The 25,211-nt window shown below is 43.3% G+C and carries 21 protein-coding genes; 16 read left to right on the plus strand and 5 right to left on the minus strand.

Annotated features, from left to right (window positions below; translation table 11 throughout):
* The first annotated feature begins 100 nt into the window (after positions 1-100).
* A complete protein-coding gene (fucP, locus tag PR809_RS08885; RefSeq protein WP_102139119.1) occupies positions 101-1,408 on the plus strand; it encodes an L-fucose:H+ symporter permease in 1,308 nt (435 codons plus the stop codon).
* A gap of 63 nt (positions 1,409-1,471) precedes the next feature.
* Positions 1,472-2,488 carry an aldose 1-epimerase family protein gene (locus PR809_RS08890; protein ID WP_166267293.1) on the plus strand — a complete coding sequence of 339 codons (1,017 nt, stop codon included), beginning with the start codon at positions 1,472-1,474 and terminating at the stop codon, positions 2,486-2,488.
* Positions 2,489-2,520: 32 nt separating this feature from the next.
* Here the strand turns inward: PR809_RS08890 and PR809_RS08895 are convergent, their stop codons facing one another.
* Positions 2,521-2,928, minus strand: coding sequence for a DUF2750 domain-containing protein (locus PR809_RS08895; protein ID WP_166267295.1), 408 nt, complete (start codon positions 2,926-2,928; stop codon positions 2,521-2,523).
* Between the two features lie 143 nt (positions 2,929-3,071).
* On the opposite strand from PR809_RS08895, the gene PR809_RS08900 reads away from it, so the two are divergent.
* The 4 genes from PR809_RS08900 to PR809_RS08915 all read left to right on the plus strand — a co-directional run bounded on the left by PR809_RS08900 (position 3,072) and on the right by PR809_RS08915 (position 8,034).
* Positions 3,072-4,091, plus strand: a complete 1,020-nt coding sequence (locus PR809_RS08900; RefSeq protein WP_102139116.1) for a mechanosensitive ion channel family protein — start codon at positions 3,072-3,074, stop codon at positions 4,089-4,091.
* Positions 4,092-4,363: 272 nt separating this feature from the next.
* On the plus strand, positions 4,364-6,523 hold the full coding sequence (locus PR809_RS08905) for an ornithine decarboxylase (RefSeq protein ID WP_206275885.1): 2,160 nt from the start codon (positions 4,364-4,366) through the stop codon (positions 6,521-6,523).
* A gap of 98 nt (positions 6,524-6,621) precedes the next feature.
* Positions 6,622-7,557 (plus strand): uridine-preferring nucleoside hydrolase UriH, encoded by a 936-nt coding sequence (gene uriH, locus PR809_RS08910; RefSeq protein ID WP_206275886.1) that lies wholly within the window; start codon positions 6,622-6,624, stop codon positions 7,555-7,557.
* 3 nt (positions 7,558-7,560) lie between these two features.
* Positions 7,561-8,034 (plus strand): DUF6882 domain-containing protein, encoded by a 474-nt coding sequence (locus PR809_RS08915; RefSeq protein ID WP_206275887.1) that lies wholly within the window; start codon positions 7,561-7,563, stop codon positions 8,032-8,034.
* A 201-nt stretch (positions 8,035-8,235) separates the two neighbouring features.
* On the opposite strand, the gene cbrC is transcribed toward PR809_RS08915, so the two are convergent.
* The gene (cbrC, locus tag PR809_RS08920; RefSeq protein WP_206275888.1) at positions 8,236-8,823 is read right to left on the minus strand and encodes a PF03691 family colicin E2 tolerance protein CbrC; all 588 of its coding nucleotides are present in this window, start codon (positions 8,821-8,823) and stop codon (positions 8,236-8,238) included.
* Between the two features lie 243 nt (positions 8,824-9,066).
* On the opposite strand from cbrC, the gene PR809_RS08925 reads away from it, so the two are divergent.
* The 3 genes from PR809_RS08925 to dusA all read left to right on the plus strand — a co-directional run bounded on the left by PR809_RS08925 (position 9,067) and on the right by dusA (position 11,255).
* On the plus strand, positions 9,067-9,276 hold the full coding sequence (locus PR809_RS08925; RefSeq protein ID WP_004260921.1) for a YdgH/BhsA/McbA-like domain containing protein: 210 nt from the start codon (positions 9,067-9,069) through the stop codon (positions 9,274-9,276).
* Positions 9,277-9,413: 137 nt separating this feature from the next.
* Positions 9,414-10,040 carry an isochorismate family cysteine hydrolase YcaC gene (ycaC, locus tag PR809_RS08930; protein ID WP_004260919.1) on the plus strand — a complete coding sequence of 209 codons (627 nt, stop codon included), beginning with the start codon at positions 9,414-9,416 and terminating at the stop codon, positions 10,038-10,040.
* A 213-nt stretch (positions 10,041-10,253) separates the two neighbouring features.
* Positions 10,254-11,255 (plus strand): tRNA dihydrouridine(20/20a) synthase DusA, encoded by a 1,002-nt coding sequence (gene dusA / locus PR809_RS08935; protein ID WP_102139111.1) that lies wholly within the window; start codon positions 10,254-10,256, stop codon positions 11,253-11,255.
* Positions 11,256-11,309: 54 nt separating this feature from the next.
* Here the strand turns inward: dusA and PR809_RS08940 are convergent, their stop codons facing one another.
* Complete coding sequence (locus tag PR809_RS08940) at positions 11,310-12,293, minus strand: quinone oxidoreductase (RefSeq protein ID WP_102139110.1); 984 nt, start codon at positions 12,291-12,293, stop codon at positions 11,310-11,312.
* A gap of 212 nt (positions 12,294-12,505) precedes the next feature.
* Here PR809_RS08940 and dnaB point away from each other — a divergent pair, with 212 nt between their 5' ends.
* The 3 genes from dnaB (at position 12,506) to PR809_RS08955 (ending at position 16,721) form a co-directional block, all read left to right on the plus strand.
* The gene (dnaB, locus tag PR809_RS08945) at positions 12,506-13,918 is read left to right on the plus strand and encodes a replicative DNA helicase (RefSeq protein ID WP_004260904.1); all 1,413 of its coding nucleotides are present in this window, start codon (positions 12,506-12,508) and stop codon (positions 13,916-13,918) included.
* Between the two features lie 424 nt (positions 13,919-14,342).
* Positions 14,343-15,425 (plus strand): alanine racemase, encoded by a 1,083-nt coding sequence (gene alr, locus PR809_RS08950; RefSeq protein WP_102139108.1) that lies wholly within the window; start codon positions 14,343-14,345, stop codon positions 15,423-15,425.
* A 102-nt stretch (positions 15,426-15,527) separates the two neighbouring features.
* The gene (locus PR809_RS08955) at positions 15,528-16,721 is read left to right on the plus strand and encodes an amino acid aminotransferase (protein ID WP_166267309.1); all 1,194 of its coding nucleotides are present in this window, start codon (positions 15,528-15,530) and stop codon (positions 16,719-16,721) included.
* 83 nt (positions 16,722-16,804) lie between these two features.
* Here PR809_RS08955 and uvrA read toward each other — a convergent pair whose 3' ends face one another.
* Entirely contained in the window at positions 16,805-19,639 is a 2,835-nt protein-coding gene (uvrA, locus tag PR809_RS08960) for an excinuclease ABC subunit UvrA (protein WP_102139106.1), read from the minus strand.
* 408 nt (positions 19,640-20,047) lie between these two features.
* Here uvrA and PR809_RS08965 point away from each other — a divergent pair, with 408 nt between their 5' ends.
* The gene (locus tag PR809_RS08965; RefSeq protein WP_102139105.1) at positions 20,048-20,569 is read left to right on the plus strand and encodes a single-stranded DNA-binding protein; all 522 of its coding nucleotides are present in this window, start codon (positions 20,048-20,050) and stop codon (positions 20,567-20,569) included.
* Between the two features lie 81 nt (positions 20,570-20,650).
* Here PR809_RS08965 and PR809_RS08970 read toward each other — a convergent pair whose 3' ends face one another.
* Positions 20,651-20,869, minus strand: a complete 219-nt coding sequence (locus PR809_RS08970) for an IS3 family transposase (RefSeq protein WP_206275889.1) — start codon at positions 20,867-20,869, stop codon at positions 20,651-20,653.
* Between the two features lie 169 nt (positions 20,870-21,038).
* Between PR809_RS08970 and PR809_RS08975 the strand changes: the two genes are divergently transcribed.
* The 3 genes from PR809_RS08975 to PR809_RS08985 all read left to right on the plus strand — a co-directional run bounded on the left by PR809_RS08975 (position 21,039) and on the right by PR809_RS08985 (position 24,854).
* Entirely contained in the window at positions 21,039-21,263 is a 225-nt protein-coding gene (locus tag PR809_RS08975; protein ID WP_166267325.1) for a helix-turn-helix domain-containing protein, read from the plus strand.
* 142 nt (positions 21,264-21,405) lie between these two features.
* Complete coding sequence (locus tag PR809_RS08980) at positions 21,406-23,505, plus strand: RecQ family ATP-dependent DNA helicase (protein WP_206275890.1); 2,100 nt, start codon at positions 21,406-21,408, stop codon at positions 23,503-23,505.
* Complete coding sequence (locus PR809_RS08985) at positions 23,502-24,854, plus strand: DNA-processing protein DprA (protein ID WP_206275891.1); 1,353 nt, start codon at positions 23,502-23,504, stop codon at positions 24,852-24,854. Before PR809_RS08980 ends, PR809_RS08985 begins: the two co-directional genes overlap by 4 nt.
* Positions 24,855-25,211: the final 357 nt, after the last annotated feature.

A 25,211-nucleotide genomic window follows, 5' to 3' on the forward strand; every position in this document is an offset into this window, starting at 1 on the left:
TAATAGTCCAACGTAGCTATATACCCTTTGAATAATTAAGTGGTCATCAGAGCCACATAGCCACTCATCGGGTATAAATTATAAAAATATAAGGGTTACTATGAACATTAAGAACATCACTCAGTTACCGGATGGCTACCTGAGTAAGACACCTCTATTCCAATTTATCCTACTATCGTGCCTGTTCCCATTGTGGGGATGCGCAGCAGCATTAAATGATATTTTAATCACACAGTTTAAAAGTGTCTTTGAACTCAGTAACTTCGCCTCTGCTTTAGTACAAAGCGCATTCTATGGTGGTTATTTCTTAATCGCTATTCCAGCGTCGTTAGTGATCAAAAAAACCAGTTATAAATATGCCATTATGGTAGGGCTGATCCTATACATCGCGGGCTGCAGCATGTTCTTCCCTGCGTCTCATATGGCGACTTACACCATGTTCTTGGCCGCGATTTTCGCCATTGCGATTGGTTTAAGCTTCCTTGAAACCGCAGCGAATACATACAGCTCAATGATAGGACCTAAACAATACGCTACATTGCGTTTAAATATTAGCCAAACTTTCTACCCAATTGGCGCAGCTGGTGGGATCTTACTGGGTAAATATCTGGTATTTTCCGAAGGAGAGAGTTTACAAAACCAAATGGCGGGAATGAATGCGGAACAAATCCATGAATTCCGGTTAGCCATGTTGGAGAATACCCTCGAACCTTACCGTTACATGATTATGGTATTGGTTGTGGTAATGATTTTATTCCTTATTACCAAGTTTCCTAAATGTAAAGTGGCAGAAACGCAAGATCATAAGCGTCCTACTGCATTAGAAACCTTAAGATATTTAGCGAAAAATAGCCGCTTTAGAAAAGGAATTATTGCCCAGTTCTTATATGTCGGAATGCAAGTGGCAGTGTGGTCATTTACTATTCGCCTAGCGCTAGAAATGGGGGATATTAACGAACGTGATGCCTCAAACTTTATGGTGTATAGCTTTGCTTGTTTCTTTATTGGTAAGTTTATCGCCAATATTTTAATGACTCGCTTTAATGCAGAGAAAGTCCTAATTATCTACTCGGTGATTGGTGCGCTGTTCCTGATTTATGTTGCATTTATTCCGAGTTTCACTGCAGTGTATGCAGCGGTCATGGTGAGTATTCTATTTGGACCTTGCTGGGCAACAATCTACGCAGGTACTTTGGATACTGTTGATAATGAGCATACCGAAATGGCCGGAGCGGTCATTGTAATGGCGATTGTCGGTGCTGCGGTTGTTCCTGCAGTTCAAGGCTATGTCGCAGATATGCTGCACTCATTACAGCTTTCATTCCTCGTTTCTATGCTGTGCTTCGTGTATGTCGGTTTTTACTTCGTTGGTGAACGCCGCTTTAAAGCCAAACAAGCTGCAAAATAGTGCTCAAATTGGGTAGTGTGAGCTACCCATTTCCATTTATCTCATTAAACCGTGAGTATGAAAATGAATACATTGATACCTCTTCACAAAAGCTTATTTACGGAAAACCCGACGCTTATTCTAAAAAATAACCAGTTTACGGCCACTGCATTTCGTTACCAAACTGGCGTGGAAGGGCTACGAATTGAAAATCAGCAAGGGTATTTAACGATTTTACCTTTTTTAGGACAAATGATTTGGGATGCACAATTTTGTGGCCAAAATCTGAAAATGGAAAATATGTTTTCAGCGCCAAAACGTGTTCCAACGGTCGTTGAAACCTACGGTTGCTTTGCATTCCATTCAGGTTTAATCAGCAATGGTTGCCCTTCACCAGAAGATTCACATCCATTACATGGGGAAATGCCTTGCGCAGCAATGGATAGCGCTTGGCTTGAACTGACTGGCGAAAGTTTAAGAGTTGTTGGCGAATATGAGTATGTGATGGGTTTTGGTCATCATTATCGTGCGACACCGTCAGTGCAATTAAACTCAGACAGTGCATTATTTGATATTCATATGTCAGTCACCAATTTAGCATCGGTTCCTATGCCTCTCCAATATATGTGCCATATGAATTATGCTTACGTGGAGAATGCAACACTGACGCAAAATATCCCTGAAAATGCGATTAAATTGCGTGAATCAATACCGGGACATGTTCAGCCAACTGAAAAATGGCTCGAATTTAATGAAGCGCTGAAATCCGGTAAAGTCACATTAAATCAGCTTAATCAGCCACAAATGTGTGACCCTGAAATTGTATTTTTTATGGATGACCTTAGCCAATATACCGCAACGCCTGAGTTTAGGATGACTTCGTCTACAGGAGATACGTTTGTCACTCGTTTCAAATCTAATGAGCTAAATTATGCGACCCGTTGGATTTTGTATAATGGTGACCAAAAAGTTGGCGCATTTGTTCTCCCCGCAACGTGTCGTCCAGAAGGTTTCCTTGCGGCAAAAAATAGCCAAACACTGATTTGGTTGGAGGCGGGGCAAACCCGTGAATTTACTGTCACTACCGGTGTTGAAAAGTAGTTTTTATCTCAAAAAGGCAGCGTTGCTGCCTTTTACTCATATTGCTGACATTCTTCTTCCAAATCAGCAAGAAGCGCCGCAGCATCATAAATCAGTGTTTTTTTCCCATCAGATTGCATCATCAAAGCAACCTTAATATTTGCTTCATGCATATCAGGCAAAATTTCTGTCATCAGGTGTTCAAGGGTAAATAGCATTGGCGTAAAATTTGCCCATTTATCCGTTAAACACAACTCAACATACGCTTTGGCAGGCCATAGGGGTAGAAAAAGACATTTTTCATCATTCCATGCGGTAACAATATTTTGCCCATCTCCAAGACCCCATACCTGCTCCCAATCAGCGATTTTACCGACAAAATAGGTATACTGCTGATATGGCCTAAGCGCATGGACATTTTTTATTTCTTTGTCATTTGGGGAAAACTGGTTGTTATTCATTATTGGATATTTTAAAAAGTAACTGATAATTATTAGGAAAATTATCTTTATAATTGTTATCTTAATGGCAAAGTAACGAAAAACAATACACAGTAAAACAAATAAAAATAAGATCTATCAGGTAAATTTTAGGGCGGTTAGAAATGATAGAAGCATTACTTGAGAAATATGCCATTGGCATGACCTTAATTGCGACTTTTCTCGCAATCTATTTAGTTTTTGAGATTGTACATAAACGGCGTAAGCATAAACATAAGCGCAAAAGTATTTTGATCCATGTGGTTCAAACCCTAGTGCTGTGTGGCGTAGTTATCGTTATTGCTCAGTATGTCGATATGGCTGCCTCTGATTTTGATTTAACTTTTATTTCAACCTCTTTAGTTAATTTTATCACTATTACATTGATTGCATTGATTTTAATGCGAAAACTGTTTCAATTAGCGAACCGACTAGAAAAAGCTCAGATTAAAAAAGGCAGTGACCCCACTTCGGCTCGTATTATCGCCCGTGTATTTAAAACCGCAATATTTGTCATTATGGTACTGCTGTTTGGTGAGCATTTTGGGATGAGCCTGTCTGGTTTGATGGCGTTTGGTGGAATTGGCGGTATTGCTATCGGTATGGCAGGTAAAGACATCCTAAGTAACTTTTTCTCAGGGATAATGCTCTATTTTGACCGCCCCTTTAATATTGGCGATTGGGTCAGTTCACCGGATAGAAATATCGAAGGCACGGTGGTTGAAATTGGTTGGCGGATCACCAAAATTATTACGTTTGACCACCGCCCGCTATACATTCCTAACTCGGTTTTTTCTTCTATTAGTGTAGAAAACCCAGGGCGCATGACTAACCGACGCATCAAAACTGAAATTGGTTTACGTTACGAAGATTCAGATAAAATTGGAGCGATTGTCGACGATATCCGTACGATGTTACAGCAAGATGCCAATATCGATACCAGCCAAACTCTATTAGTGTATTTCGATGCTTTTGCTGACTCTTCGTTAAATATTATGGTGTATTGCTTTACCAAAACAACAGTTTGGGCTGAATGGTTAGCCGCGCAGCAAGCGGTGTATTTGAAGATCATTGAGATAGTTAAACGCCACGATGCGGACTTCGCATTCCCATCACAAACGTTGTATGTGGAAAAAAACAACTAACGTCCCATTACAGATAAATTGGCCGATTAATTGGTGGTGATCACCGGGTTAATTGGTTAATTTATCTTTTTATTATCTTTATGATGGCCTGAAGTGTGGGGAAGTAGGTTGTGATGAGATAGAATTTTTATGCTATTAACCAGTGGCTTATAAAATATATTCGACTTTCCAAATCTTGCCCTCTTTTCTTACCATGCTAATCATTTCAATTCCCTGATCTATCAAGTATATTGTCCGCCTCTTTTCCTCAGCTAACTAAGAGCCAGACTGCTATGAACAAAATCAATGTGGCATGTAGCCAGGGGGTCGCAATCTATTTCACTAATCAATTTCAGTGGGTAGATATTCGCGATGCACAGTTAAACAATATTGCCGCTGTCGTGCTATCTGAACAAGATGCCAACCAAGGGCTGTGGGAAAGAGTCGTTGAGAGCCAGCTGAGTATTCCGCTGTTTATCATCAGTGATAAACAGCTGCCAACCGATGGAAATTTACCACCTTATTTAACGGCGTTATTACCGCCAGCTCCAGCTGCCCGTGAAGAAAATAGCCGTCAATTGCTCGATGCTGCGGATCAGTACCTTGAGCAGTTATTACCGCCATTTTTTGCTCGAATGATGGATTATGCTGCGGGCCATAATGTGACTTTCGCCTGTCCGGGGCACCAGGGCGGCCAATTTTTCCGTCGCCACCCTACAGGGGAACAATTTTATCAGTTTTATGGTGAAAACCTGTTTCGTACCGATTTATGCAATGCCGATGTGGCAATGGGCGATTTATTGATCCACGAAGGTGCCGCGAAAGAGGCACAAAAATTCGCCGCGAAAGTGTTCAATGCGGACAAAACTTATTTTGTGTTAAATGGTACCTCATCATCTAATAAAGTGGTGCTAAATGCGCTATTAACACCGGGCGATTTAGTTTTATTCGATCGCAATAATCATAAATCAAACCACCATGGGGCGTTAATACAGGCGGGGGCAACACCTGTCTACCTAGAGACGGCACGTAATCCTTTTGGTTTTATTGGTGGTATTGATGCGCACTGCTTTGGCGAAAGTTATCTACGTGAACTTATTCAAGAAGTGATGCCTGAAAAAGCTCAAGCTAAACGACCATTTCGCTTAGCCGTGATCCAACTTGGAACTTATGACGGTACGGTGTATAACGCAAGGCAAGTCGTTGATAAAATAGGTCATTTATGTGACTACATTCTATTTGATTCTGCGTGGGTGGGGTATGAACAATTTATTCCAATGATGCGCCAGTGCTCGCCATTGCTACTTGAATTAAATGAAAACGACCCAGGTATTATGGTCACTCAGTCAGTTCATAAACAGCTGGCCGGGTTTTCTCAAGCGTCACAAATTCATAAAAAAGATAATCATATCAAGGGACAAGAGCGTTTTGTATCACACAAAAAACTCAACAATGCTTTTATGATGCACGCCTCTACTAGCCCATTTTATCCCTTGTTTGCCTCTTTGGATGTGAATGCACGTATTCACCAAGGTGATGCAGGTAAAATGATGTGGATGGACTGCGTGAAAGTGGGGATTGAGGTAAGAAAATCGATATTTCAGCACTGCCGTTATTTTAAACCCTTTGTTCCTGAAGTGGTGGATGGCAAGGCATGGCATGAATACCCAACGGAACAAATCGCTGCGCAGCAGCGCTTCTTTAATTTCATACCGCAAGAACGTTGGCATGCGTTTGATGGCTATGCACAGGACCAATACTTCGTTGACCCCTGCAAATTGATGCTAACGACCCCGGGTATTGATGTCGAAAGTGGCGAATATGAAACTTTTGGCGTTCCTGCGACGATTTTGGCGCATTTTTTACGTGAACACGGAGTGATCCCTGAAAAGTGTGACTTAAATTCAATTTTGTTTTTGTTAACTCCCGCAGAAACCCGTGAAAAACTGGAGCTGTTAGTCTCTCATTTAGTCCGTTTCGAACAGTTACTGGATGAAGACGCACTATTGGAAGAGGTTTTGCCATCGGTTTATCAGCGTTATCAAGCACATTACCAAGGCTACACATTGCGTCGCCTGTGCCAAGAAATGCATCAGCTCAGCGTTAATGACAACATTAAACAGCTGCAAAAAGAGATGTTCCGTAAAAATCACTTCCCTGAAGTAAAAATGGCGCCTCAGCAAGCACACTTAGAATTTATTCGTGGTAATTGTGAATTATTGCCGTTAGATGAATTAGAAGGGCGTATTGCGGTTGAAGGTGCGCTACCGTACCCACCGGGTGTGCTGTGTGTGGTGCCAGGGGAAGTGTGGTCTGGCCCAGTATTGCGCTATTTCAAAGCACTAGAAACAGGGATTAATGCATTACCGGGCTTTGCACCTGAGCTACAAGGTGTTTATATTTCGAAAAATGAAGGTGAGAAAAAACGTGTCTATGCGCATGTTTTGAAATAAATTTCCAAGTATTCAGATATTAAGCATAGATTTTGCCTTGCTAGCTCGTTAAATTGGGGTCAGTGCCATTTCTGACTCCAATTTTAAGAAGGTAAGGTATGAGCAAAAAAATAATCCTCGATTGTGATCCCGGCCATGACGATGCTATCGCGTTATTACTGGCCTATGGTAACCCTGAAATTGAATTATTGGCGGTAACAACCGTTGCCGGCAATCAAACCCTTGAAAAAGTCACTCATAATGCATTGGCTATCGCTGAAATGGCGAAGATCACCGGTGTTCCATTTGCCGCGGGTTCGGTTCGCCCCTTAGTTCGGGAAATTGAAGTCGCACCTGATATTCATGGGGAATCAGGTCTCGATGGGCCTGTATTACCAACGCCCACATTGACGCTTGATGAACGGCATGCGGTTTCGCTGATTATCGAAACGATTATGTCTCATCCTCCTAAAACAGTGACTTTAGTTCCTACTGGTGCATTAACCAATATTGCGCTTGCGGCTCGTCTTGAACCGCGCATTGTCGAGCGAGTTAAAGAGGTGGTGCTGATGGGCGGGGGCTACCATGTTGGGAATTGGAGTGCGGTAGCTGAGTTTAATATTAAAATTGACCCAGAAGCGGCTCATATTGTTTTCAATGAAAAGTGGCCACTAACCATGGTGGGGTTAGATCTTACCCATCAAGCGCTAGCAACCCCTGATGTTGTGAAAGAAATTGCTGCGATTGGCAGTGATTGTTCGCAATTTGTCATCGAATTATTGGATTTCTTTGGGAAAATGTACAAGCAAGCTCAAGGCTTTGATGCTCCGCCAGTGCACGACCCTTGTGCGGTTGCCTATGTCATTGATCCGACAGTAATGACTACGCAAAAAGTGCCTGTGAATATTGAGCTGACAGGAACGCACACGCTAGGCATGACAGTGGCTGATTTCCGTCATCCAGCGCCTGAAAATTGCCATACTCAAGTCGCGGTTAAGTTAGACCATCATAAATTTTGGCAGTTGATTATCAATGCATTAAAAAATATTGGGTAATAAATGGATAATGAAATAGAACAGATGCCTTATGAGGCATTAATTGAACGCAGTATGAATGCGTTACAGGCCAAAAACCAATTTCATTGTGATACATGGAAATTAGATGAAGCCGATTGGTCCGTGAACCAAGACGAAGGAACCATTATTTTTCATGCGCCTGACAATATAATGGCAACAGCGCCAGTTCAAATTGTTGGTACTTATGACCAAAGCCAAGGCAGTTGGATGTGGAGCTGGGCAAACAGTTCTATCGACAGCGCTTTAACCCAAGATGCAATTGTGGTGAAAGCTTATGGCGAGCGGAAAGACAACGCATTATTAACCGCCCGAATTAGTCACATTGAAGAATATGACGCATGGCAATTAACGGCATTGGCTTGCGAACTCAATAGCCAGCAAGGGGTATATCGTGGGATTGCGGGGCATACTTTGATATTTATGACATTTGGTGAGGTGTCTCTCCAACAAATTTAGGTTGTATTGGTGCTTTATCTCTGGTCGATAAGGCATTTTAGTGCCTTTATTCTATAACCTGTCCGTTATACTCAGTTTTTTCAATGAGGAGTTTGCTATCAGCCGCGACGCCAGAATTAGCTGAGCAAATTATTGAACTGATGAATAGTTGAAGATGAGAGCGTGAAGATAAGCCTCTTCACGCGATTTAGTTGGTATAAATTAGCTAAAATCAAAATGCAAACGTAGTTTTTTGCAATGTAAACAACGAAATAAATAACCTTGAGCAGCGCTATCTTGATGGAGAATATTCGCGAGCTCTGAAATTGAAAAACCATAATCAGCGATATCATTTTCAAGGGAAACAAATTCATCGAGTTTATCTTTGATGTCATCCCAGTAAACATAGCCTATGAATTCACAAGGCTCTTGGCAGTGTGCGAGCCAAATTTCTTGTTGCCACCCTTGATAGCCCGGTGTTCGTTTAATTAGTTCATCAAACATTTCAGTAGGATAGGGGGTTAGGGTATGTGAAAACTCGCCGTCCTCGTCATATTCGCAATCAATACCTTCAACACTGGCAGGGTCTTGAAACTCACCATCAAATTTTGCACTGGCAGAACCATCGGCAATACACCAAGGACACAAAGCATCAATGTCCTCAATAGAATAAAACGGGCTTTCATAATAAATATCAGTAGGTTGCTTACAACAATCACAGGTTACTGTTTTATCCGTCAGAAAAGCTTCAGTTTCAATAGGATCCGGGTGGTACCTAAATGTAGGGAGTGTTCGGTTATTGAGTGGCATATACAGTTCCTATTAAAGGTTGCGCGAGAAGTAAACCAACTTTGGGAAAGCATACCACAAGGCTGCTTGATTATATCTTTCGGTTTTATTCCATGGTGAGTTTCAGATAAAGTAAGTTGTTCAGTTAATTTGAATGAATTGAGCGATATTATTAGCTTTAACCTAAATAACATTGTCGATATGATACCTTCATCGCAGACAACAAGGGTTGTCTCATCGAATAAAAAGTGAAGGAATTGGATTATGAACATGTTAAAAACTTTGATGGCAGCTTCTGTATTATCTTTCGTCGCATTTGGTGCATCAGCAGCAACAATCACTGCAACAGGTGATACGCTGGCTTCAACAGAAGCAAAAATTGCAGCTAAAGCTAAAGCCGCCGGTGCGGATAGCTATACAATTACCAGTGCTCGTATGGGAAATTTTGTCACAATGAGCGCAGAAACTAAATAACGAATTGTGTGAATTCATCTTGTTGAAATATTTTTGATGAAAAGTGGTTTTTTAGGTGCGATAAGCAGACTAAATACCACTTTTGTTTTATCTGAACCCACATAGAGTACTTTTCTAACTATTGAGGAGTCGTTGATATGAGTTTCAAATATAACCGCCTAGATAAAGATAATGCCGCTGTATTACTTGTTGACCATCAAACGGGTTTATTATCACTGGTTCGCGACCAAGACCCCGATAAATTCAAGAATAGCGTGTTAGCGTTAGCGGATCTTGCCAAGTATTTTAACTTGCCGACTATTTTGACGACATCTTTTGAAGATGGTCCTAATGGCCCGTTAGTACCTGAGTTAAAAGAAACTTTTCCTGATGCCCCTTTCATTGCCCGCCCAGGCCAAATCAATGCATGGGATAACGAAGAGTTCGTCAAAGCTGTCAAAGCGACAGGTAAAAAACAGTTGATTATTGCCGGTGTTGTGACAGAAGTGTGTGTGGCATTCCCTGCATTATCAGCCTTAGAAGAAGGCTATGAAGTTTTTGTTATTACTGATGCTTCAGGTACATTTAACCCAATCACACGTGATGCCGCGTGGGATAGAATGTCAAAAGCAGGGGCCCAATTGATGAGCTGGTTTGGTGCCGCTTGTGAATTACACCGTGATTGGCGCAATGATGTGGAAGGGTTAGGTACGTTGTTCTCAAACCATATCCCTGATTATCGTAACTTAATGACCAGCTATGCACTGCTTTCTGCGAAAAAATAGTGTGTGACTGAATATTAAAATGACATAATTGGTTTGGAAATCCTCGATATGACATTGCTCATATCGGGGGTTATTTCGTTAAATTAGCTGAGTTCAGCCGCTCGTTTTCGTCATCATCGCACTTAGTTCGCTCTATGCTATAATAGCCTGCTGTTTTTGCTTGGCTCCTTACTTTTTGGGGCTATCCATTTGATTTCAATACACAAGACCACCATGCATCAAAATACCTCAAAACAAGGCTACACCAACCTAAACCGATTTTCCGTTGCGCCGATGCTCGATTGGACAGATCGCCATTGCCGTTATTTTCATCGTTTATTAAGCAAAAACACCTTGCTGTATACTGAAATGGTCACAACAGGGGCGATTATTTTCGGGAAAGGGGACTATCTTGCCTTTAGTGAGGAAGAACATCCGGTAGCACTACAGCTCGGTGGTAGCGACCCAGCCGCATTGGCACAATGTGCCAAGCTGGCCCAAGAACGTGGTTATGATGAAATTAATTTAAATGTCGGATGCCCATCAGATCGCGTACAAAATGGGCGTTTTGGTGCCTGTTTAATGGGGGATGCCCAATTGGTTGCTGATTGCGTGAAAGCCATGCAAGACGTGGTTTCTATCCCGGTGACCGTAAAAACCCGTATTGGTATTGATGAGCAAGACAGCTACGCGTTTTTATGTGATTTTATTGAAACCGTTTCTGATAAAGGCGGTTGTGAGATGTTTATTATCCATGCGCGTAAAGCATGGCTATCCGGCCTTAGCCCAAAAGAAAATCGCGAAATCCCACCATTAGATTACCCGCGAGTTTATCAATTAAAACGTGATTTCCCACATCTGACGATGGCCATTAATGGCGGTATTAAAACATTAGAAGAAGCCAAACAGCATCTTCAACATTTAGATGGTGTGATGGTGGGGCGTGAAGCTTATCAAAACCCGTCTATTTTAACAGCGGTTGATAACCAATTGTTTGGTGAGCACTTTCCTATCACCAATGGTGTTGATGCAGTTAGGGCGATGTACCCTTATATAGAAAATGAATTAACAAAGGGCGCCTATTTAGGTCATATGACGAGGCATATGTTAGGGATTTTCCAAGGTATTCCTGGTGCGCGCCAATGGCGTCGGCATTTAAGTGAAAATGCGCATAAAAAAGGGGCGGATCTAGCCGTTGTTGAGCAAGCTCTGGAGTTTGTCACTCGCGGTGAATAGCTACATATGGGAAAAAAAGCGCCAATTGGCGCTTTTTGGCTGTCATATGGCTAATTATGGAATTAACAAACTCGAACCTTGGGTTTTTCTCGATTCGATAGTGACATGCGCTTTTTGTGCATCTTTTAAAGCAAAAATTTGTGATTGCGGTACATCCACGTTCACTTTACCGCTTAAAATCATATCAAATAAGGCATTACTAGCTTGGTCTAGCTCAGCACGGTTAGTCACATAAACGCCTAACGATGGGCGAGTAACGTATAACCCGCCTTTTTGGTTTAAGATCCCCAAATTCACGCCAGTGACAGGGCCTGAGGCGTTACCAAAGCTAACCATCAAGCCACGGCGTTTGAGTGAGTCTAATGAGGCAAGCCATGTGGATTGACCAACAGAGTCATACGCTACATTCACTTTTTCGCCATTCGTGATTTCTTTCACGCGAGCTGCAATGTCTTCTGTTTGGTAATTGATGACTTCCCATGCTCCGGCATCTTTGGCTCTTAACGCTTTATCTGCAGAACCCACTGTGCCTATCATCTTAGCGCCTAGTGCATTTGCCCACTGGCAAGCTATCAGCCCAACACCGCCTGCAGCGGCATGGAACAGAAAGACTTCGTCACGTTTCAGTTGATATGTCTGATGGAATAAATAATAAACCGTCATACCTTTTAATGAGCTGGCTGCGGCTTGTTCAAACGTAATACCATCTGGGAGGTGAGCGACCGCATTTTCAGGAACATTGTGGACTTCGCTATAAGCACCTAGTGGGCCTTGCGCATAAACGACACGGTCACCGGGCTTGAAACCTGTGACATGAGCACCGGTTTTTACAACAACACCCGCTGCTTCTGTACCAAGACCACAAGGCAGATTAGCGACAGGGTATAAACCACTGCGGACATAGGTGTCGATAAAGTTAATCCCGATAGCACGGTTTTCAATTTGAATTTCGTTATCTGCTGGATTTGCTGGGGAGTAATCTACCAAGTTAAGGACGTCAGCGCCGCCATGTTGCGCGAACTCAATACGTTTTGCCATGACAATCTCCAATAAGAACCATTCATTTTAATTACAATAACAATCGTTTTATCATAACGCCATGTTTCAATCAGAAGAATTATAGGTTTGTGCTTTCAGTGATGTATTTTATCTTGTGATGACTTTGCGTAAAGATGCAAAGAAAACCACAAAAAAATAAGATTGGCGTATACTAAGCGCAGATCGTTAATTATAGACTTGGATATTAATGTATGGCTAAAAAACCCTCATCAAATTTCAAAACGGATGCCCCACGAGACCACCAAATGGAAGGGTTAAAACTTCCACCTCATTCTCTCGAAGCGGAGCAGTCTGTTTTAGGGGGGTTAATGTTAGATAACGAGCGTTGGGATACCGTTTCTGAACGTGTGACTCATGCTGATTTCTTTAGCCGACCCCACCGCACTATTTTCTCGCAAATGCAATTTTTGCTTGAGCAAGGCAAACCTATTGATCTTATTACTCTATCGGAATCACTAGAACAACAGGGTGAATTAGATAGCGTCGGTGGTTTTGCTTATTTGGCTGAGCTATCTAAAAATACGCCAAGTGCGGCGAATATTAATGCTTATGCAGACATCGTCCGTGAACGTGCGATAGTTCGCGATATGATTTCTGTTGCTAATGAAATTGCGGATGCAGGTTATGACCCACAAGGGCGAAGCAGTGAAGACCTCCTCGATTTAGCCGAAACTAAAGTTTTCCAAATTGCCGAATCAAGAGCGAATAAAGATGAAGGGCCGAAAGGCATTGAAGCCATTTTGTCGGAAACTGTTGAAAAAATTGAGCAACTTTACCAGCAGCCTCACGACGGTGTTACTGGGGTTTCAACAGGTTACCAAGACCTCGATAAAAAAACTGCAGGTTTACAAGGTTCTGATTTAATTATTGTGGCCGCTCGTCCATCGATGGGGAAAACCACTTTTGCAATGAACTTGTGCGAAAACGCGGCGATGACGGAAGAAAAACCGGTTTTAATCTTCAGTTTAGAGATGCCAGGTAACCAAATCATGATGCGTATGTTGGCATCATTATCCCGTGTTGACCAAACCCGTATTCGTACTGGGCAACTTGATGATGAGGATTGGGCGCGAATTTCAAGCACGATGGGTATTTTGATGGAAAAGCGCAATATGTACATCGATGACTCTTCGGGCCTGACTCCCACAGAGGTTCGTTCACGTGCGAGGCGTATTTACCGTGAACATGGTGGTTTAAGTTTGATCATGATTGACTACCTACAATTGATGCGAGTTCCTGCGCTTTCTGACAACCGTACGTTAGAAATTGCCGAAATTTCACGTTCACTTAAGGCGTTAGCGAAAGAATTAAATGTACCGGTGGTGGCACTGTCTCAGTTGAACCGAAGCCTTGAGCAACGTGCTGATAAACGCCCAGTTAACTCGGATTTACGTGAATCAGGGTCTATCGAGCAAGATGCGGACTTGATTATGTTTATCTACCGCGATGAAGTTTATCACGATAATAGTGAGCTCAAAGGCGTTGCTGAGATTATATTAGGTAAACAGCGTAACGGGCCAATTGGTACAGTGCGGTTGACGTTTAATGGGCAGTGGTCGCGCTTCGATAATTATGCGGGGCCGGCTTATAACGACGAGGACTAAATACTCCTCATAAATACTCGTCATATTTCGCGCTGTCGCGGTGTTGGCTTCATTCCCTAATCCTAGTCACATACTTTTGTATGCTCCTAGGCTTAGCTCAATCGCCGCCTAGCGACAACGCAAACTATTTAGAGTATTGGATTAGAGTATTGGAATCGTCATATTTCGCGCTGTCGCGGTGTTGGCTTCATTCCCTAATCCTAGTCACATACTTTTGTATGCTCCTAGGATTAGCTCAATCGCCGCCTAGCGACAACGCAAACTATTTAGAGTATTGGAACTAGCGTATTAAAATTAAATGATCCATAAAAATAATATCGAATGGAAATTGATATTTTTTAGCGTATAACAAATAGAGAACATATTGGGCTGCCAAAGGGCAGCTTAATTTTTAGCGGGTTTAGAGAAAAAGAACGAGGAAACAATGAAAGCGGCAACCGCATTGATAAACCGCCGCGCTCTGCGACACAACTTGCAACGGGTGAAAGAAATTGCACCAAATAGCCAAATGATTGCAGTTGTCAAAGCAAACGCTTATGGTCATGGGTTAGTAGGGGTTGGTCAGGCAGTAGAAGAGCTGGTGGATGGCTTTGGGGTGGCAAGGCTCAACGAGGCGCTATTGCTGCGGCAACATGGTGTGGTAAAACCGATTGTGTTACTGGAAGGTTTTTTTGAGCAGTCTGACTTGTTGTTGATGGCAGAAAACCAGATTGATACCGTGATCCACTGTATTGAACAACTTGAAATGCTAGAAGCCACCAAATTGCCTTATCCTCTTAAAGTTTGGATGAAATTAGATACAGGCATGCACCGCCTAGGTGTCCTCCCTAAAGATGCTGAAGGCTTTTATCAACGTTTACAACGCTGCCAACAAGTTCAGCTTCCTATCAACATTGTTAGTCATTTTTGCCAAGCGGATACCCCCCATTTACCGACAACTGAAAAACAAATTGCCTGCTTTAAACAGTTTATTGCTGATAAAGAGGGGGAAAAATCCATTGCGGCCTCCGCGGGGATTTTACTTTGGCCAGAAGCTCATTATGACTGGGTACGTCCAGGGATCATGATGTATGGCGCTTCGCCACAAGAGGGGAAAAGTGCACAAGACTTCGGTTTACTTCCCGCGATGACACTAAAATCAACATTAATTGCGGTTAGAAAACATGCGGCAGGGCAATGTGTAGGTTACGGTGAAACATGGTGCAGTGATAAAGAGACTCTGCTTGGTGTTGTTGCAATCGGCTATGGTGATGGTTATCCACGTAACGTACCTTCAGGTACACCTGTGTTAATTAATGGACGAAAAGTGCCTATTGTTGGGCGAATTTCCATGGATATGACCGTGGTGGATTTAGGGTTAAATGCCAATGATAAAGTGGGTGATGACGTGATTTTGTGGGGAAATCAACTACCGGTTGAAGAAATTGCCACACAAACGGGTATTATCAACTATGAGTTGCTGACAAAGTTAACCTCTAGAGTTGCAATGGAATATGTAGACGAATAGCCAGCAAAGGGTTATTTTCAGATAACAACGTAAAAATGGCGCTAAATAGGGCAAATCATCGCTTGGTTTATTTAGCGTAAAATAATGATTAGGAGATGTCCTGTGTTCGAACATGTTGATGCTTATCCGGGCGACCCAATTCTGTCGTTAATGGATGAATTTAATAAAGACACTCGTGAAAATAAAATTAATTTGAGTATCGGTCTTTACTATGATGGTGAAGGGAAAACCCCTGAACTAGCGACAGTCGGTACGGCAAAAGCAGCGTTAAATAAACTGCCAGCAAGCGCATCACTGTATTTGCCTATGGAAGGTTTGAAAGATTACCGTACTGAATTGCAAAAATTAGTATTTGGTGAGGATTGCCCACTAATTGCACAGGAGCGTATTGCTACTGTGCAAACCATTGGTGGTTCTGGTGCATTGAAAATTGGTGCAGATTTTTTACATCAATATTATCCAGATTCCGAAGTGTGGTGCAGTGACCCAACTTGGGAAAACCATGCTTCTATTTTTTCAGGTGCGGGTACAAAAGTGCATTATTACCCATACTTTGATGAAAAAACTAAAGGCGTTAAATTTGATGAAATGTTAGCAACATTCAAAAAATTACCTGCTAATAGCATCATCCTAATGCACCCGTGCTGCCATAACCCAACAGGCTCCGACCTGACTCCTGCACAATGGGATGAAGTCACAAAGGTGGCATTAGAGCGTAAACTGATCCCATTTTTAGATATTGCTTATCAAGGTTTTGCAGAAGGCATTAATGAAGATGCTTACGCTATCCGAACGATGGTTAAAGCTGGCTTGCCTGTGTTCGTTAGCAATTCATTCTCTAAAATCTTTGGTATTTACGGTGAACGTGCCGGAGGGCTATCCGTTATTTGCGAAAACCCAGATGAGCGCGACCGTGTATTAGGTCAGTTAAAAGCGGGCGTTCGTCGCTTATACTCAAGCCCGCCATCGAATGGCGCAAAAATTGTTGCAGCGGTATTAACCAATAGCGCAGAAAAAGCCAAATGGTTAGCAGAAGTGGAAGAGATGCGTTTGCGCATTTTAGACATGCGTACGGTACTGGTTGATGAGCTGAAAAAAGCATTACCAAACCACAATTTCGACCACTTGTTAAAGCAACGCGGTATGTTCAGTTACACTGGTTTTTCTAAAGAGCAAGTGGCTCGCCTGAAAGACGAATTTGCGGTTTACTTGGTTGGAACTGGCCGTGTTTGTATGGCAGGCGTCAATCGCCATAATGTTAAACGTATTGTGGAAGCATTTGCTGCGGTTAGCTAATAACTCTTAGCTATCGTAATAATTATCAGGGAGCAAAATACTCCCTGATAATCTTCTTACTTATTTTTTAATGGCCTTTTTACTTAGTAGCCGCGTTCTAAAATCGTTTTTAAGAACCTTGCAGTGTGAGATTTTTTGCACTCAGCCACTTCTTCTGGTGTGCCGGCAATTAAAATTTCACCGCCACCGCTCCCTCCTTCAGGGCCTAAATCAACAATCCAGTCTGCCGTTTTAATCACATCAAGGTTGTGCTCAATCACTACAATGGTGTTTCCTTGGTCACGAAGTTGATGTAAAACGACCAAAAGTTGCTGGATATCAGCAAAGTGCAGGCCTGTTGTCGGTTCATCCAATATATAGATAGTTTGCCCTGTTCCGCGTTTAGACAGCTCTTTGGCTAATTTCACACGCTGTGCTTCACCACCGGATAGCGTCGTTGCTGATTGGCCGAGACGGATATAGGATAAACCAACGTCCATCAGAGTTTGTAGCTTGCGAGCAAGGGCAGGTACGGCATCAAAGAATTCACGAGACTCTTCGATGGTCATATCCAGCACTTCATGGATATTTTTACCTTTATATTTAATTTCTAGTGTTTCGCGGTTATAGCGTTTGCCTTTACATTGGTCACAAGGGACATACACATCAGGTAAGAAGTGCATTTCAACCTTAATGACGCCATCACCTTGGCAAGCTTCGCATCGGCCGCCTTTAACGTTAAAGCTAAAGCGCCCTGGGTTATAACCACGAGTTCGAGACTCAGGCACACCGGCAAATAATTCACGAACAGGTGTAAAAACACCGGTATAGGTAGCAGGGTTGGAACGTGGTGTACGGCCTATTGGGCTCTGGTCAATATCAATGACTTTGTCAAAGTGCTCTAAGCCTTCTACATCCAAATAAGGGGCAGGGGTGATGGTGGTCGCCCCATTTAATTGGCGTTGAGCAATAGGGAATAGCGTATCGTTTATTAGTGTTGATTTACCTGAGCCAGACACACCAGTGATGCAGGTAAATAACCCGACAGGGACTTTTAATGTCACATTCTTCAGGTTATTGCCCTTGGCCCCAAACACCGTCAGCATTTTATCTTTATTAATTGGAACGCGTTTTTGTGGAATGTCAATTCTGCGCTCACCGCTTAAAAATTTACCAGTGAGTGAATCTGGGTTTGCGACAATATCTTCCAGTGTTCCTTGGGCAACAATTTGCCCACCATGCACCCCAGCACCGGGTCCGATATCAATCACATGGTCTGCAGCGCGGATCGCGTCTTCGTCATGTTCAACGACGATCACAGTATTTCCTAGATCACGAAGATGGATCAATGTTTCAAGTAAGCGATCATTATCCCGTTGGTGTAAGCCAATTGAAGGTTCATCAAGAACATACATCACTCCCACTAAACCAGCACCAATTTGGCTTGCTAAACGAATGCGTTGTGCTTCACCACCAGACAAGGTGTCAGCAGAACGTGAAAGTGTCAGATAATTAAGCCCAACATTGACGAGAAATTTCAGGCGATCGCCAATTTCTTTTAAAACTTTTTCTGCGATTTGAGCGCGCTGACCTGTGAGTTTTAGGTTCTGGAAAAATTCCATTGCGTGGCCAATGCTGTAATCTGCGATTTCAGGCAATGTCGTATTTTCAACAAATACAAAGCGTGCTTCTTTACGTAAGCGAGTCCCATGGCAAGAAACACATGGACGGTTACTGATATATTTCGCTAATTCTTCACGGACAGCCGTTGATTCTGTTTCTTTATAACGACGCTCCATATTATTGAGCACGCCTTCAAAAGGGTGTCGGCGCACGGTGATGTCACCACGATCATTACGGTATTTAAACTCAATCGTTTCTTTGCCTGAGCCGTATAAAATAATTTTTTGAATGGCAGGGCTCAGAGTGTCATAAGGGGCTTCCACATCAAATTTATAATGCTCAGCTAATGACATCAGCATTTGGAAATAGTAAAAATTACGGCGATCCCAACCCCGAATTGCACCACCCGCGAGTGAGATTTCAGTATTTTGAATGACTCTTTCGGGGTCAAAAAACTGCTGAACACCTAAGCCATCACAGCTCGGACAGGCACCTGCAGGGTTGTTAAAAGAAAATAGGCGAGGTTCAAGTTCCACCATGCTGTAGCCGCAAACGGAACAGGCAAAATTGGCAGAAAAAACCAGTTCTTCTGCATTGGCGTCATCCATATCTGCAACAATTGCGGTACCGCCAGACAGGTCTAATGCAGTTTCAAAGGATTCGGCTAAACGCTGAGCAATATCATCACGAATTTTAAAACGATCGACAATCACTTCAATCGTATGTTTTTTCTGTAATTCGAGCTTTGGCGGGTCGGATAGATCGCAAACTTCTCCATCAATTCGGGCGCGGATATAACCTTGACTGGCTAAGTTATCGAGTAACTTAACGTGCTCCCCTTTACGTTCTTTAACGACAGGCGCAAGTAGCATCATTCGGCGATCGGTGGGCTGAGCCAGAACATTATCGACCATCTGGCTAACAGTTTGAGCAGCAAGTGGTATGTCGTGATCAGGGCAGCGAGGTTCACCAACACGTGCAAATAATAACCGCAGATAGTCATGAATTTCTGTGATGGTTCCGACCGTCGATCGTGGGTTATGTGAAGTGGATTTTTGTTCAATCGAAATCGCAGGGGATAACCCTTCAATATGATCGACATCCGGTTTTTCCATTAAAGAAAGAAACTGGCGAGCATAAGCAGATAAAGATTCAACATAACGGCGCTGACCCTCTGCATACAGGGTATCAAAAGCTAAAGATGATTTCCCTGAACCAGATAACCCAGTAATAACAATGAGTTTGTCGCGAGGGATGATGAGATTGATGTTTTTCAGATTATGCGTGCGTGCGCCGCGGACTTCGATATTATCCATTTACCACTTCCCGGATGATTTGATATTGAACAATCGCAAGAGACTATTATCACATATTTATGGCTGAATGGATATACAGTATTTCCTATTCGTCATATTTCAAACCGTGGCGGTGTTAGCTGCTCTCTGCGATATCTTCGCTTGCCGCCTAGCCACTGCTTGAACTATTTAGAGTAAGATTTTAATAGTGAAACAGAAAAACAGCGATCTGAATTTATCGAAAAGATAGATGCTGTGCGAATTATTTTATGTCTATACTGAAAATTGGCACGGTAGAATTTCACCAAAAGTTGGAAAGCGTTTCGCAATAACGCTCAGTAGTTTCAATTTCGTGGTGCAAAAAAGCGAGGTCGTGGTAAACTTCACGGCTAATCCAGAGATTAAAATTCAATGCATCAGGAGTAATAAATGGCCAGCAGAGGCGTAAATAAAGTAATTCTTATCGGTAACCTAGGACAAGATCCAGAAATCCGTTATATGCCTAACGGCGGAGCTGTGGCAAACCTGACTCTGGCAACTTCTGAAAGTTGGCGTGACAAGCAAACCGGTGAGATGCGTGAAAAAACCGAATGGCACCGCGTGGTTATCTTCGGCAAACTTGCTGAGGTAGCCGGTGAATACCTGAAAAAAGGTTCACAAGTCTATATCGAAGGTTCTCTGCAAACACGTAAATGGCAAGACCAAAGTGGTCAAGACCGTTATTCGACAGAAGTTGTTGTGAATATCGGTGGATCAATGCAAATGTTAGGCGGCCGTGGCGGTGATGCACCATCACAAGGTCAAGGCGGCCAAGGCGGTTGGGGTCAACCTCAGCAGCCACAAGCAGCACAGCAATTTAGTGGCGGCGGAGCCCCTGCAGCACGCTCATCAGCGCCTGCTCCACAAACCAATGAACCACCAATGGACTTCGATGACGATATTCCGTTCTAGGATTTATCTTGGAGTTATTTTTAATAAATGAAAATTAAAGTCCTTTAATTGTGAAGTGCCCATAAAGTTGGACATTTTTAGCTAAGCGGCTTGTAAGGCCTGATTTCGATATTCAACCGGAGTCAGGCTTTTTAGTTTGGAGTTGGCCCATTTGGTATTGTAATACTCTATATATTCGTCAATTTTTTCAGTTAGTTCATCGGTATTTTGAAAATTATGTCCATGGTACATTTCTGGTTTTAATAGTCCGAATATGTTTCCAGTAGTATCAAAGTGGATTTCACCAGTCACAACGTCCATCACATAATCAATGGATTGGTCAAAAACATACCTGTCAACTATTATAAGGCAGACTACCAAAGAATGTTTGGTGATCAATAAGACTGAAAGTTTTTCTTACTTGATCTCCTTTCCAGATCCTATATATTGACATTTTGGTACTTTTTCGACATTGGTGAAGAATCTCGTCATGAGTAACCCCATATTGACTATCAAAGACGTGGCCGATTACCTCAAGGTGAATGAACGAACTATATACCGTTTGGCTGCAAGTGGTGAACTACCAGGCTTTAAAGTTGGTAACTCCTGGCGATTTAAACAAAGCGAGCTGGAGCAATATATCGCCGCCCAGCACAACCGAGCAAGAGTGAGTGAAGTCATTAAATCAGCAAGCAGTAGTTCAGACGATAACTAGAAATTTGGCCCGACGGCATAACTGGAAAACATCGAAGTAATTGAAAAACGACTGTGAAAATCTGCTGATGCCCTAAAGCCCACGACTAGCTACGGCTCAAACTTATGAGTAACGAGCTAACCATGTAAATCAAGGAGTGATCATGAATCGAGCCCAAGCCCAACAATTACTAAAAGCTGCCTTAGCTAATCCTGCCGCCGAATTCCGCGATGGCCAATGGGAAGCTATTGATGCATTGGTGAATCATCGTCAAAAGCTGTTAGTGGTGCAGCGCACCGGTTGGGGTAAAAGTTCGGTTTATTTTATTAGCACCAAAATATTCCGTGATCGGGGGATGGGACCGACTATTATCGTTTCGCCTTTGTTAGCTTTGATGCGTAACCAGATCGAATCGGCGCAGCGTTTGGGTATTGTCGCCGAGACCATGAACTCAAGCAATCAAAACGATTGGCAGGCGGTGACCCAGCGGGTTCTGAATAATCAAATCGATTGTTTGTTGATTTCCCCTGAGCGCTTGGCCAACGACAACTTTATCCAAACCGTGTTACAACCCATTGCCGATCGTATCGCTCTGATGGTGATTGATGAAGCGCATTGTATTTCGGACTGGGGTCATGACTTTCGCCCCGATTACCGTCGAATAGTGAATATTCTTCGCCGGTTGCCTGCCAATACGCCGGTACTGGGGACTACAGCAACAGCTAATAACCGTGTAGTTGAGGATATTCAAACTCAGCTTGGAACTATTCAAATCCATCGAGGCCAGTTGATCCGAGAAAGCCTTGCATTGCAGACTATGATATTGCCCGACCAGGCTTCTCGATTGGCTTGGTTGGCGCAGGTGATACCTACATTACCGAACACAGGTATCGTTTACACCTTAACAGTACGGGATGCCGAACAGGTAGCTGAATGGTTAAGTGATAATGGCATAGACGCCAGAGCTTATCACGGCAGCGTTAAAGCAGATGGTTTTGAAAATAGCAACTTATATCGACAGTATCTGGAGGAACTGCTGCTCAATAACCAGTTAAAGGTATTAGTAGCTACCACAGCCTTGGGGATGGGCTACGACAAACCGGATTTAAGTTTTGTTATTCACTATCAAGCGCCGGGCTCTATCGTTGCCTATTATCAGCAGGTAGGGCGCGCCGGTCGTGGTATTACTTATGCTGTAGGGATGTTGATGTCGGGTGTTGAAGATCAGGATATTCATGAATTTTTCCGCGACTCGGCTTTTCCTTCAGAGGAGCATGTTAATGAGATCTTGTCAGTTCTAGAGCAGAACGATGGTGTGTCGATCCGTAGCATTGAGGAGCAAACCAACCTTCGGCATGGCCAGATTGAAAAAGTATTAAAGCTGCTGAGCGTGGAAAACCCTGCACCTGTCATTAAAGACGGAAGTCGTTGGGTTAGAACACCGGTTCGTTACCAAATGGATCATGCCCGAATTGCTCACTTAATCGGGCAGCGGGAGAACGAATGGCAAGAGGTTCAGGCATATTTGAATGATACTGGCTGCAAAATGACTTTTCTGCGCCGGGCGCTGGATGATCTCGATCCTACGCCTTGCAATAAATGTTCATCTTGCCTAGGGCAGGCCGTCATCAATACTCCGATTGATCCTGCTTTGGTGCATCGTGCAGGTACCTTCCTTAAGCACGCGGAAATGGTGATTACCCCTAAAGCACAAGTGGCGGCCAATTCCTTTCTGGATTACGATTTTCATGGTAATCTACCCCAGCAACTTCGCGCACAAGAAGGCCGTGTTTTATCCCGCTGGGGGGATGCTGGCTGGGGTAGTACGGTTGCTGACAACAAGCATGCCGGGCGTTTCAGCGATGAGTTGGTTGAAGCCATGGCGGAAATGTTTCTTCAGCGCTGGCAGCCGGATCCTGCGCCACAGTGGGTGTGCTGCGTGCCATCGCGTAATCATCCTGAACTGGTACCGGATTTTGCACGTCGTCTGGCTGCACGATTAGGTCTACCATTTGTGGATGCAGTTAGCAAAGTCAAAGACAACCAGCCGCAAAAAGGCCAGCAGAATCGTTTCCATCAATGTCGCAATCTAGATGGTGCGTTTGCTGTAACTCAGCTTTATAGGGAACAGCCAGTTTTGTTAGTTGATGACATAGTAGACTCCGGCTGGACGCTGACGGTCATTGCAGCACTCTTACAGCAAGCAGGCAGCGGAGTAGTTTATCCTGTGGCACTAGCTTCATCTTCGGTGAAAGACTCATGATTGAATCCACTCTATTGTCACCTACGGCGCAAGCGACCTTGCTGCTGACCAGTTATTTTTCGAAAACTAGTAGCGAAGCTGCCAAGCCGCTGACTAATACGGAGTGGGGACGCTTTGCCTTATGGCTAAAAGAAAAGTCCACCACTCCCGCCGACTTGTTGATGACCGACCCGAAAGCATTGCTGCATGGTTGGTACGATGCGCGTATCAGCATGGAGAGAATCATTGAATTGTTGAGTCGTGGCCATAGCCTTGCACTGGCTATGGAAAAATGGCAACGGGCTGGTCTCTGGGTTGTAACCCGCTCAGATCCAGAATATCCAAAACGCCTAAAGCAACGGTTGAAAACCGATTGTCCGCCGGTGTTATTTGGCTGCGGTAATAAATCCTTGTTAAATGCAGGTGGCTTGGCGGTTATTGGCTCGCGAAATGCCAGTGAGCCTGATCTGGCCTTTACCGAACAGATAGGAGAGAAAGCCGCAGTAGAGGGTATTGCCATTGTTTCTGGCGGTGCACGGGGGGTCGACGAAACGGTAATGCAGGGTGCCATCAAACAAGGTGGAGTGGTGATCGGCATTATGGCCGATAGCCTGCTAAAGGCATCAACCAGCAGCAAGTGGCGAAAAGGGGTAATGGATGGTCATACTGTGTTGGTATCGCCTTTCTACCCTGAGGCAGGATTCAGTGTAGGTAACGCTATGGCCCGCAATAAATATATCTATTGCCTTGCGGATAGCTCTCTGGTGATTCACTCAGGTAAAAAAGGCGGTACACTAAACGGTGCAGAAGAAAATCTGAAAAAAACATGGGTGCCTCTGTGGGTTAAACAAACGACTGATAAAGATGCCGCGAATGCCGATTTGGTTGCCAAAGGTGGTCGTTGGCTGGAGGCAGACTCTCAAGCCTTCACTATTTCCGATTTAATGAGTAATGAAGGTGGCTGTGAGAATCAGGTAGAAGGGCAGATAGGCGATTTATTTTCCATGCCTGCTCAGTCGGAATTGTTTTTTCAGCCTCAGTCTAGTCCTGAGCCACAATCTGAGCTTGAAGAAGACGTTATCGAGTCAGAGCGTGAAATAGTCGTTAGCAAAAGTCAGGCAAATATTGAGACTATTCCAGAGCAGGCAACCAAAAGCGAAGCTACGCCAGCAGGGCCTGTCGATTTTTATCAGCTGTTTGCCTCCGAGCTTCAACAATTGGCTGAAAAGCCAGTTACCCTTGATACGCTAGTTGAAAGCACTCAGCTTCATAAGTCTCAGTTAACTGAATGGCTGAAACGCGCTGTTGATGATGGCGTGGTGAAGAAGCTCAATCGTCCGGTACGTTATCAAGTTAAGAATAATAAATAGAGGGATTTATTCATGATTATGAATAAATAGACGCTAGTTCAGGAAGTCATCGCAGTATAGTGGCCTGATTTTGGCTCCACAGTTAGTTGAGCAAAAATACTAAGGTTTGATATAGAGTTGAGGGTAAGAGTGGAAAATGGATTTTTTCACTGAGATCTTACTAGAATATGATTCAATGTTTGTTAAAAACAGCCCGCTTTCGAATACTTACCTATTTGATTTTGAGGGAGCAGCCTGAGTTGAGAAAGTGCTGTTAATGAAAGTGTCAAGATTCTACCTTTACGCTTGGGACAAATACTCCCAGAGTACCGGATCAGAAAGTTGATAATATTAGGCTTAACTAAACGGTTTTTTCTC

The sequence above is a fragment of the Providencia sp. PROV201 genome (assembly GCF_028479545.1).
In the GTDB taxonomy this organism is placed as follows: domain Bacteria; phylum Pseudomonadota; class Gammaproteobacteria; order Enterobacterales; family Enterobacteriaceae; genus Providencia; species Providencia huaxiensis.

Coding starts and splice junctions, on each gene's coding strand:
- fucP (WP_102139119.1), top strand. CDS start 101: ATGAACATTAAGAACATCACTCAGTTACCGGATGGCTACCTGAGTAAG.
- PR809_RS08890 (WP_166267293.1), top strand. CDS start 1,472: ATGAATACATTGATACCTCTTCACAAAAGCTTATTTACGGAAAACCCG.
- PR809_RS08895 (WP_166267295.1), bottom strand. CDS start 2,928: ATGAATAACAACCAGTTTTCCCCAAATGACAAAGAAATAAAAAATGTC.
- PR809_RS08900 (WP_102139116.1), top strand. CDS start 3,072: ATGATAGAAGCATTACTTGAGAAATATGCCATTGGCATGACCTTAATT.
- PR809_RS08905 (WP_206275885.1), top strand. CDS start 4,364: ATGAACAAAATCAATGTGGCATGTAGCCAGGGGGTCGCAATCTATTTC.
- uriH (WP_206275886.1), top strand. CDS start 6,622: ATGAGCAAAAAAATAATCCTCGATTGTGATCCCGGCCATGACGATGCT.
- PR809_RS08915 (WP_206275887.1), top strand. CDS start 7,561: ATGGATAATGAAATAGAACAGATGCCTTATGAGGCATTAATTGAACGC.
- cbrC (WP_206275888.1), bottom strand. CDS start 8,823: ATGCCACTCAATAACCGAACACTCCCTACATTTAGGTACCACCCGGAT.
- PR809_RS08925 (WP_004260921.1), top strand. CDS start 9,067: ATGAACATGTTAAAAACTTTGATGGCAGCTTCTGTATTATCTTTCGTC.
- ycaC (WP_004260919.1), top strand. CDS start 9,414: ATGAGTTTCAAATATAACCGCCTAGATAAAGATAATGCCGCTGTATTA.
- dusA (WP_102139111.1), top strand. CDS start 10,254: ATGCATCAAAATACCTCAAAACAAGGCTACACCAACCTAAACCGATTT.
- PR809_RS08940 (WP_102139110.1), bottom strand. CDS start 12,293: ATGGCAAAACGTATTGAGTTCGCGCAACATGGCGGCGCTGACGTCCTT.
- dnaB (WP_004260904.1), top strand. CDS start 12,506: ATGGCTAAAAAACCCTCATCAAATTTCAAAACGGATGCCCCACGAGAC.
- alr (WP_102139108.1), top strand. CDS start 14,343: ATGAAAGCGGCAACCGCATTGATAAACCGCCGCGCTCTGCGACACAAC.
- uvrA (WP_102139106.1), bottom strand. CDS start 19,639: ATGGATAATATCGAAGTCCGCGGCGCACGCACGCATAATCTGAAAAAC.
- PR809_RS08965 (WP_102139105.1), top strand. CDS start 20,048: ATGGCCAGCAGAGGCGTAAATAAAGTAATTCTTATCGGTAACCTAGGA.
- PR809_RS08970 (WP_206275889.1), bottom strand. CDS start 20,869: ATGGACGTTGTGACTGGTGAAATCCACTTTGATACTACTGGAAACATA.
- PR809_RS08975 (WP_166267325.1), top strand. CDS start 21,039: ATGAGTAACCCCATATTGACTATCAAAGACGTGGCCGATTACCTCAAG.
- PR809_RS08980 (WP_206275890.1), top strand. CDS start 21,406: ATGAATCGAGCCCAAGCCCAACAATTACTAAAAGCTGCCTTAGCTAAT.
- PR809_RS08985 (WP_206275891.1), top strand. CDS start 23,502: ATGATTGAATCCACTCTATTGTCACCTACGGCGCAAGCGACCTTGCTG.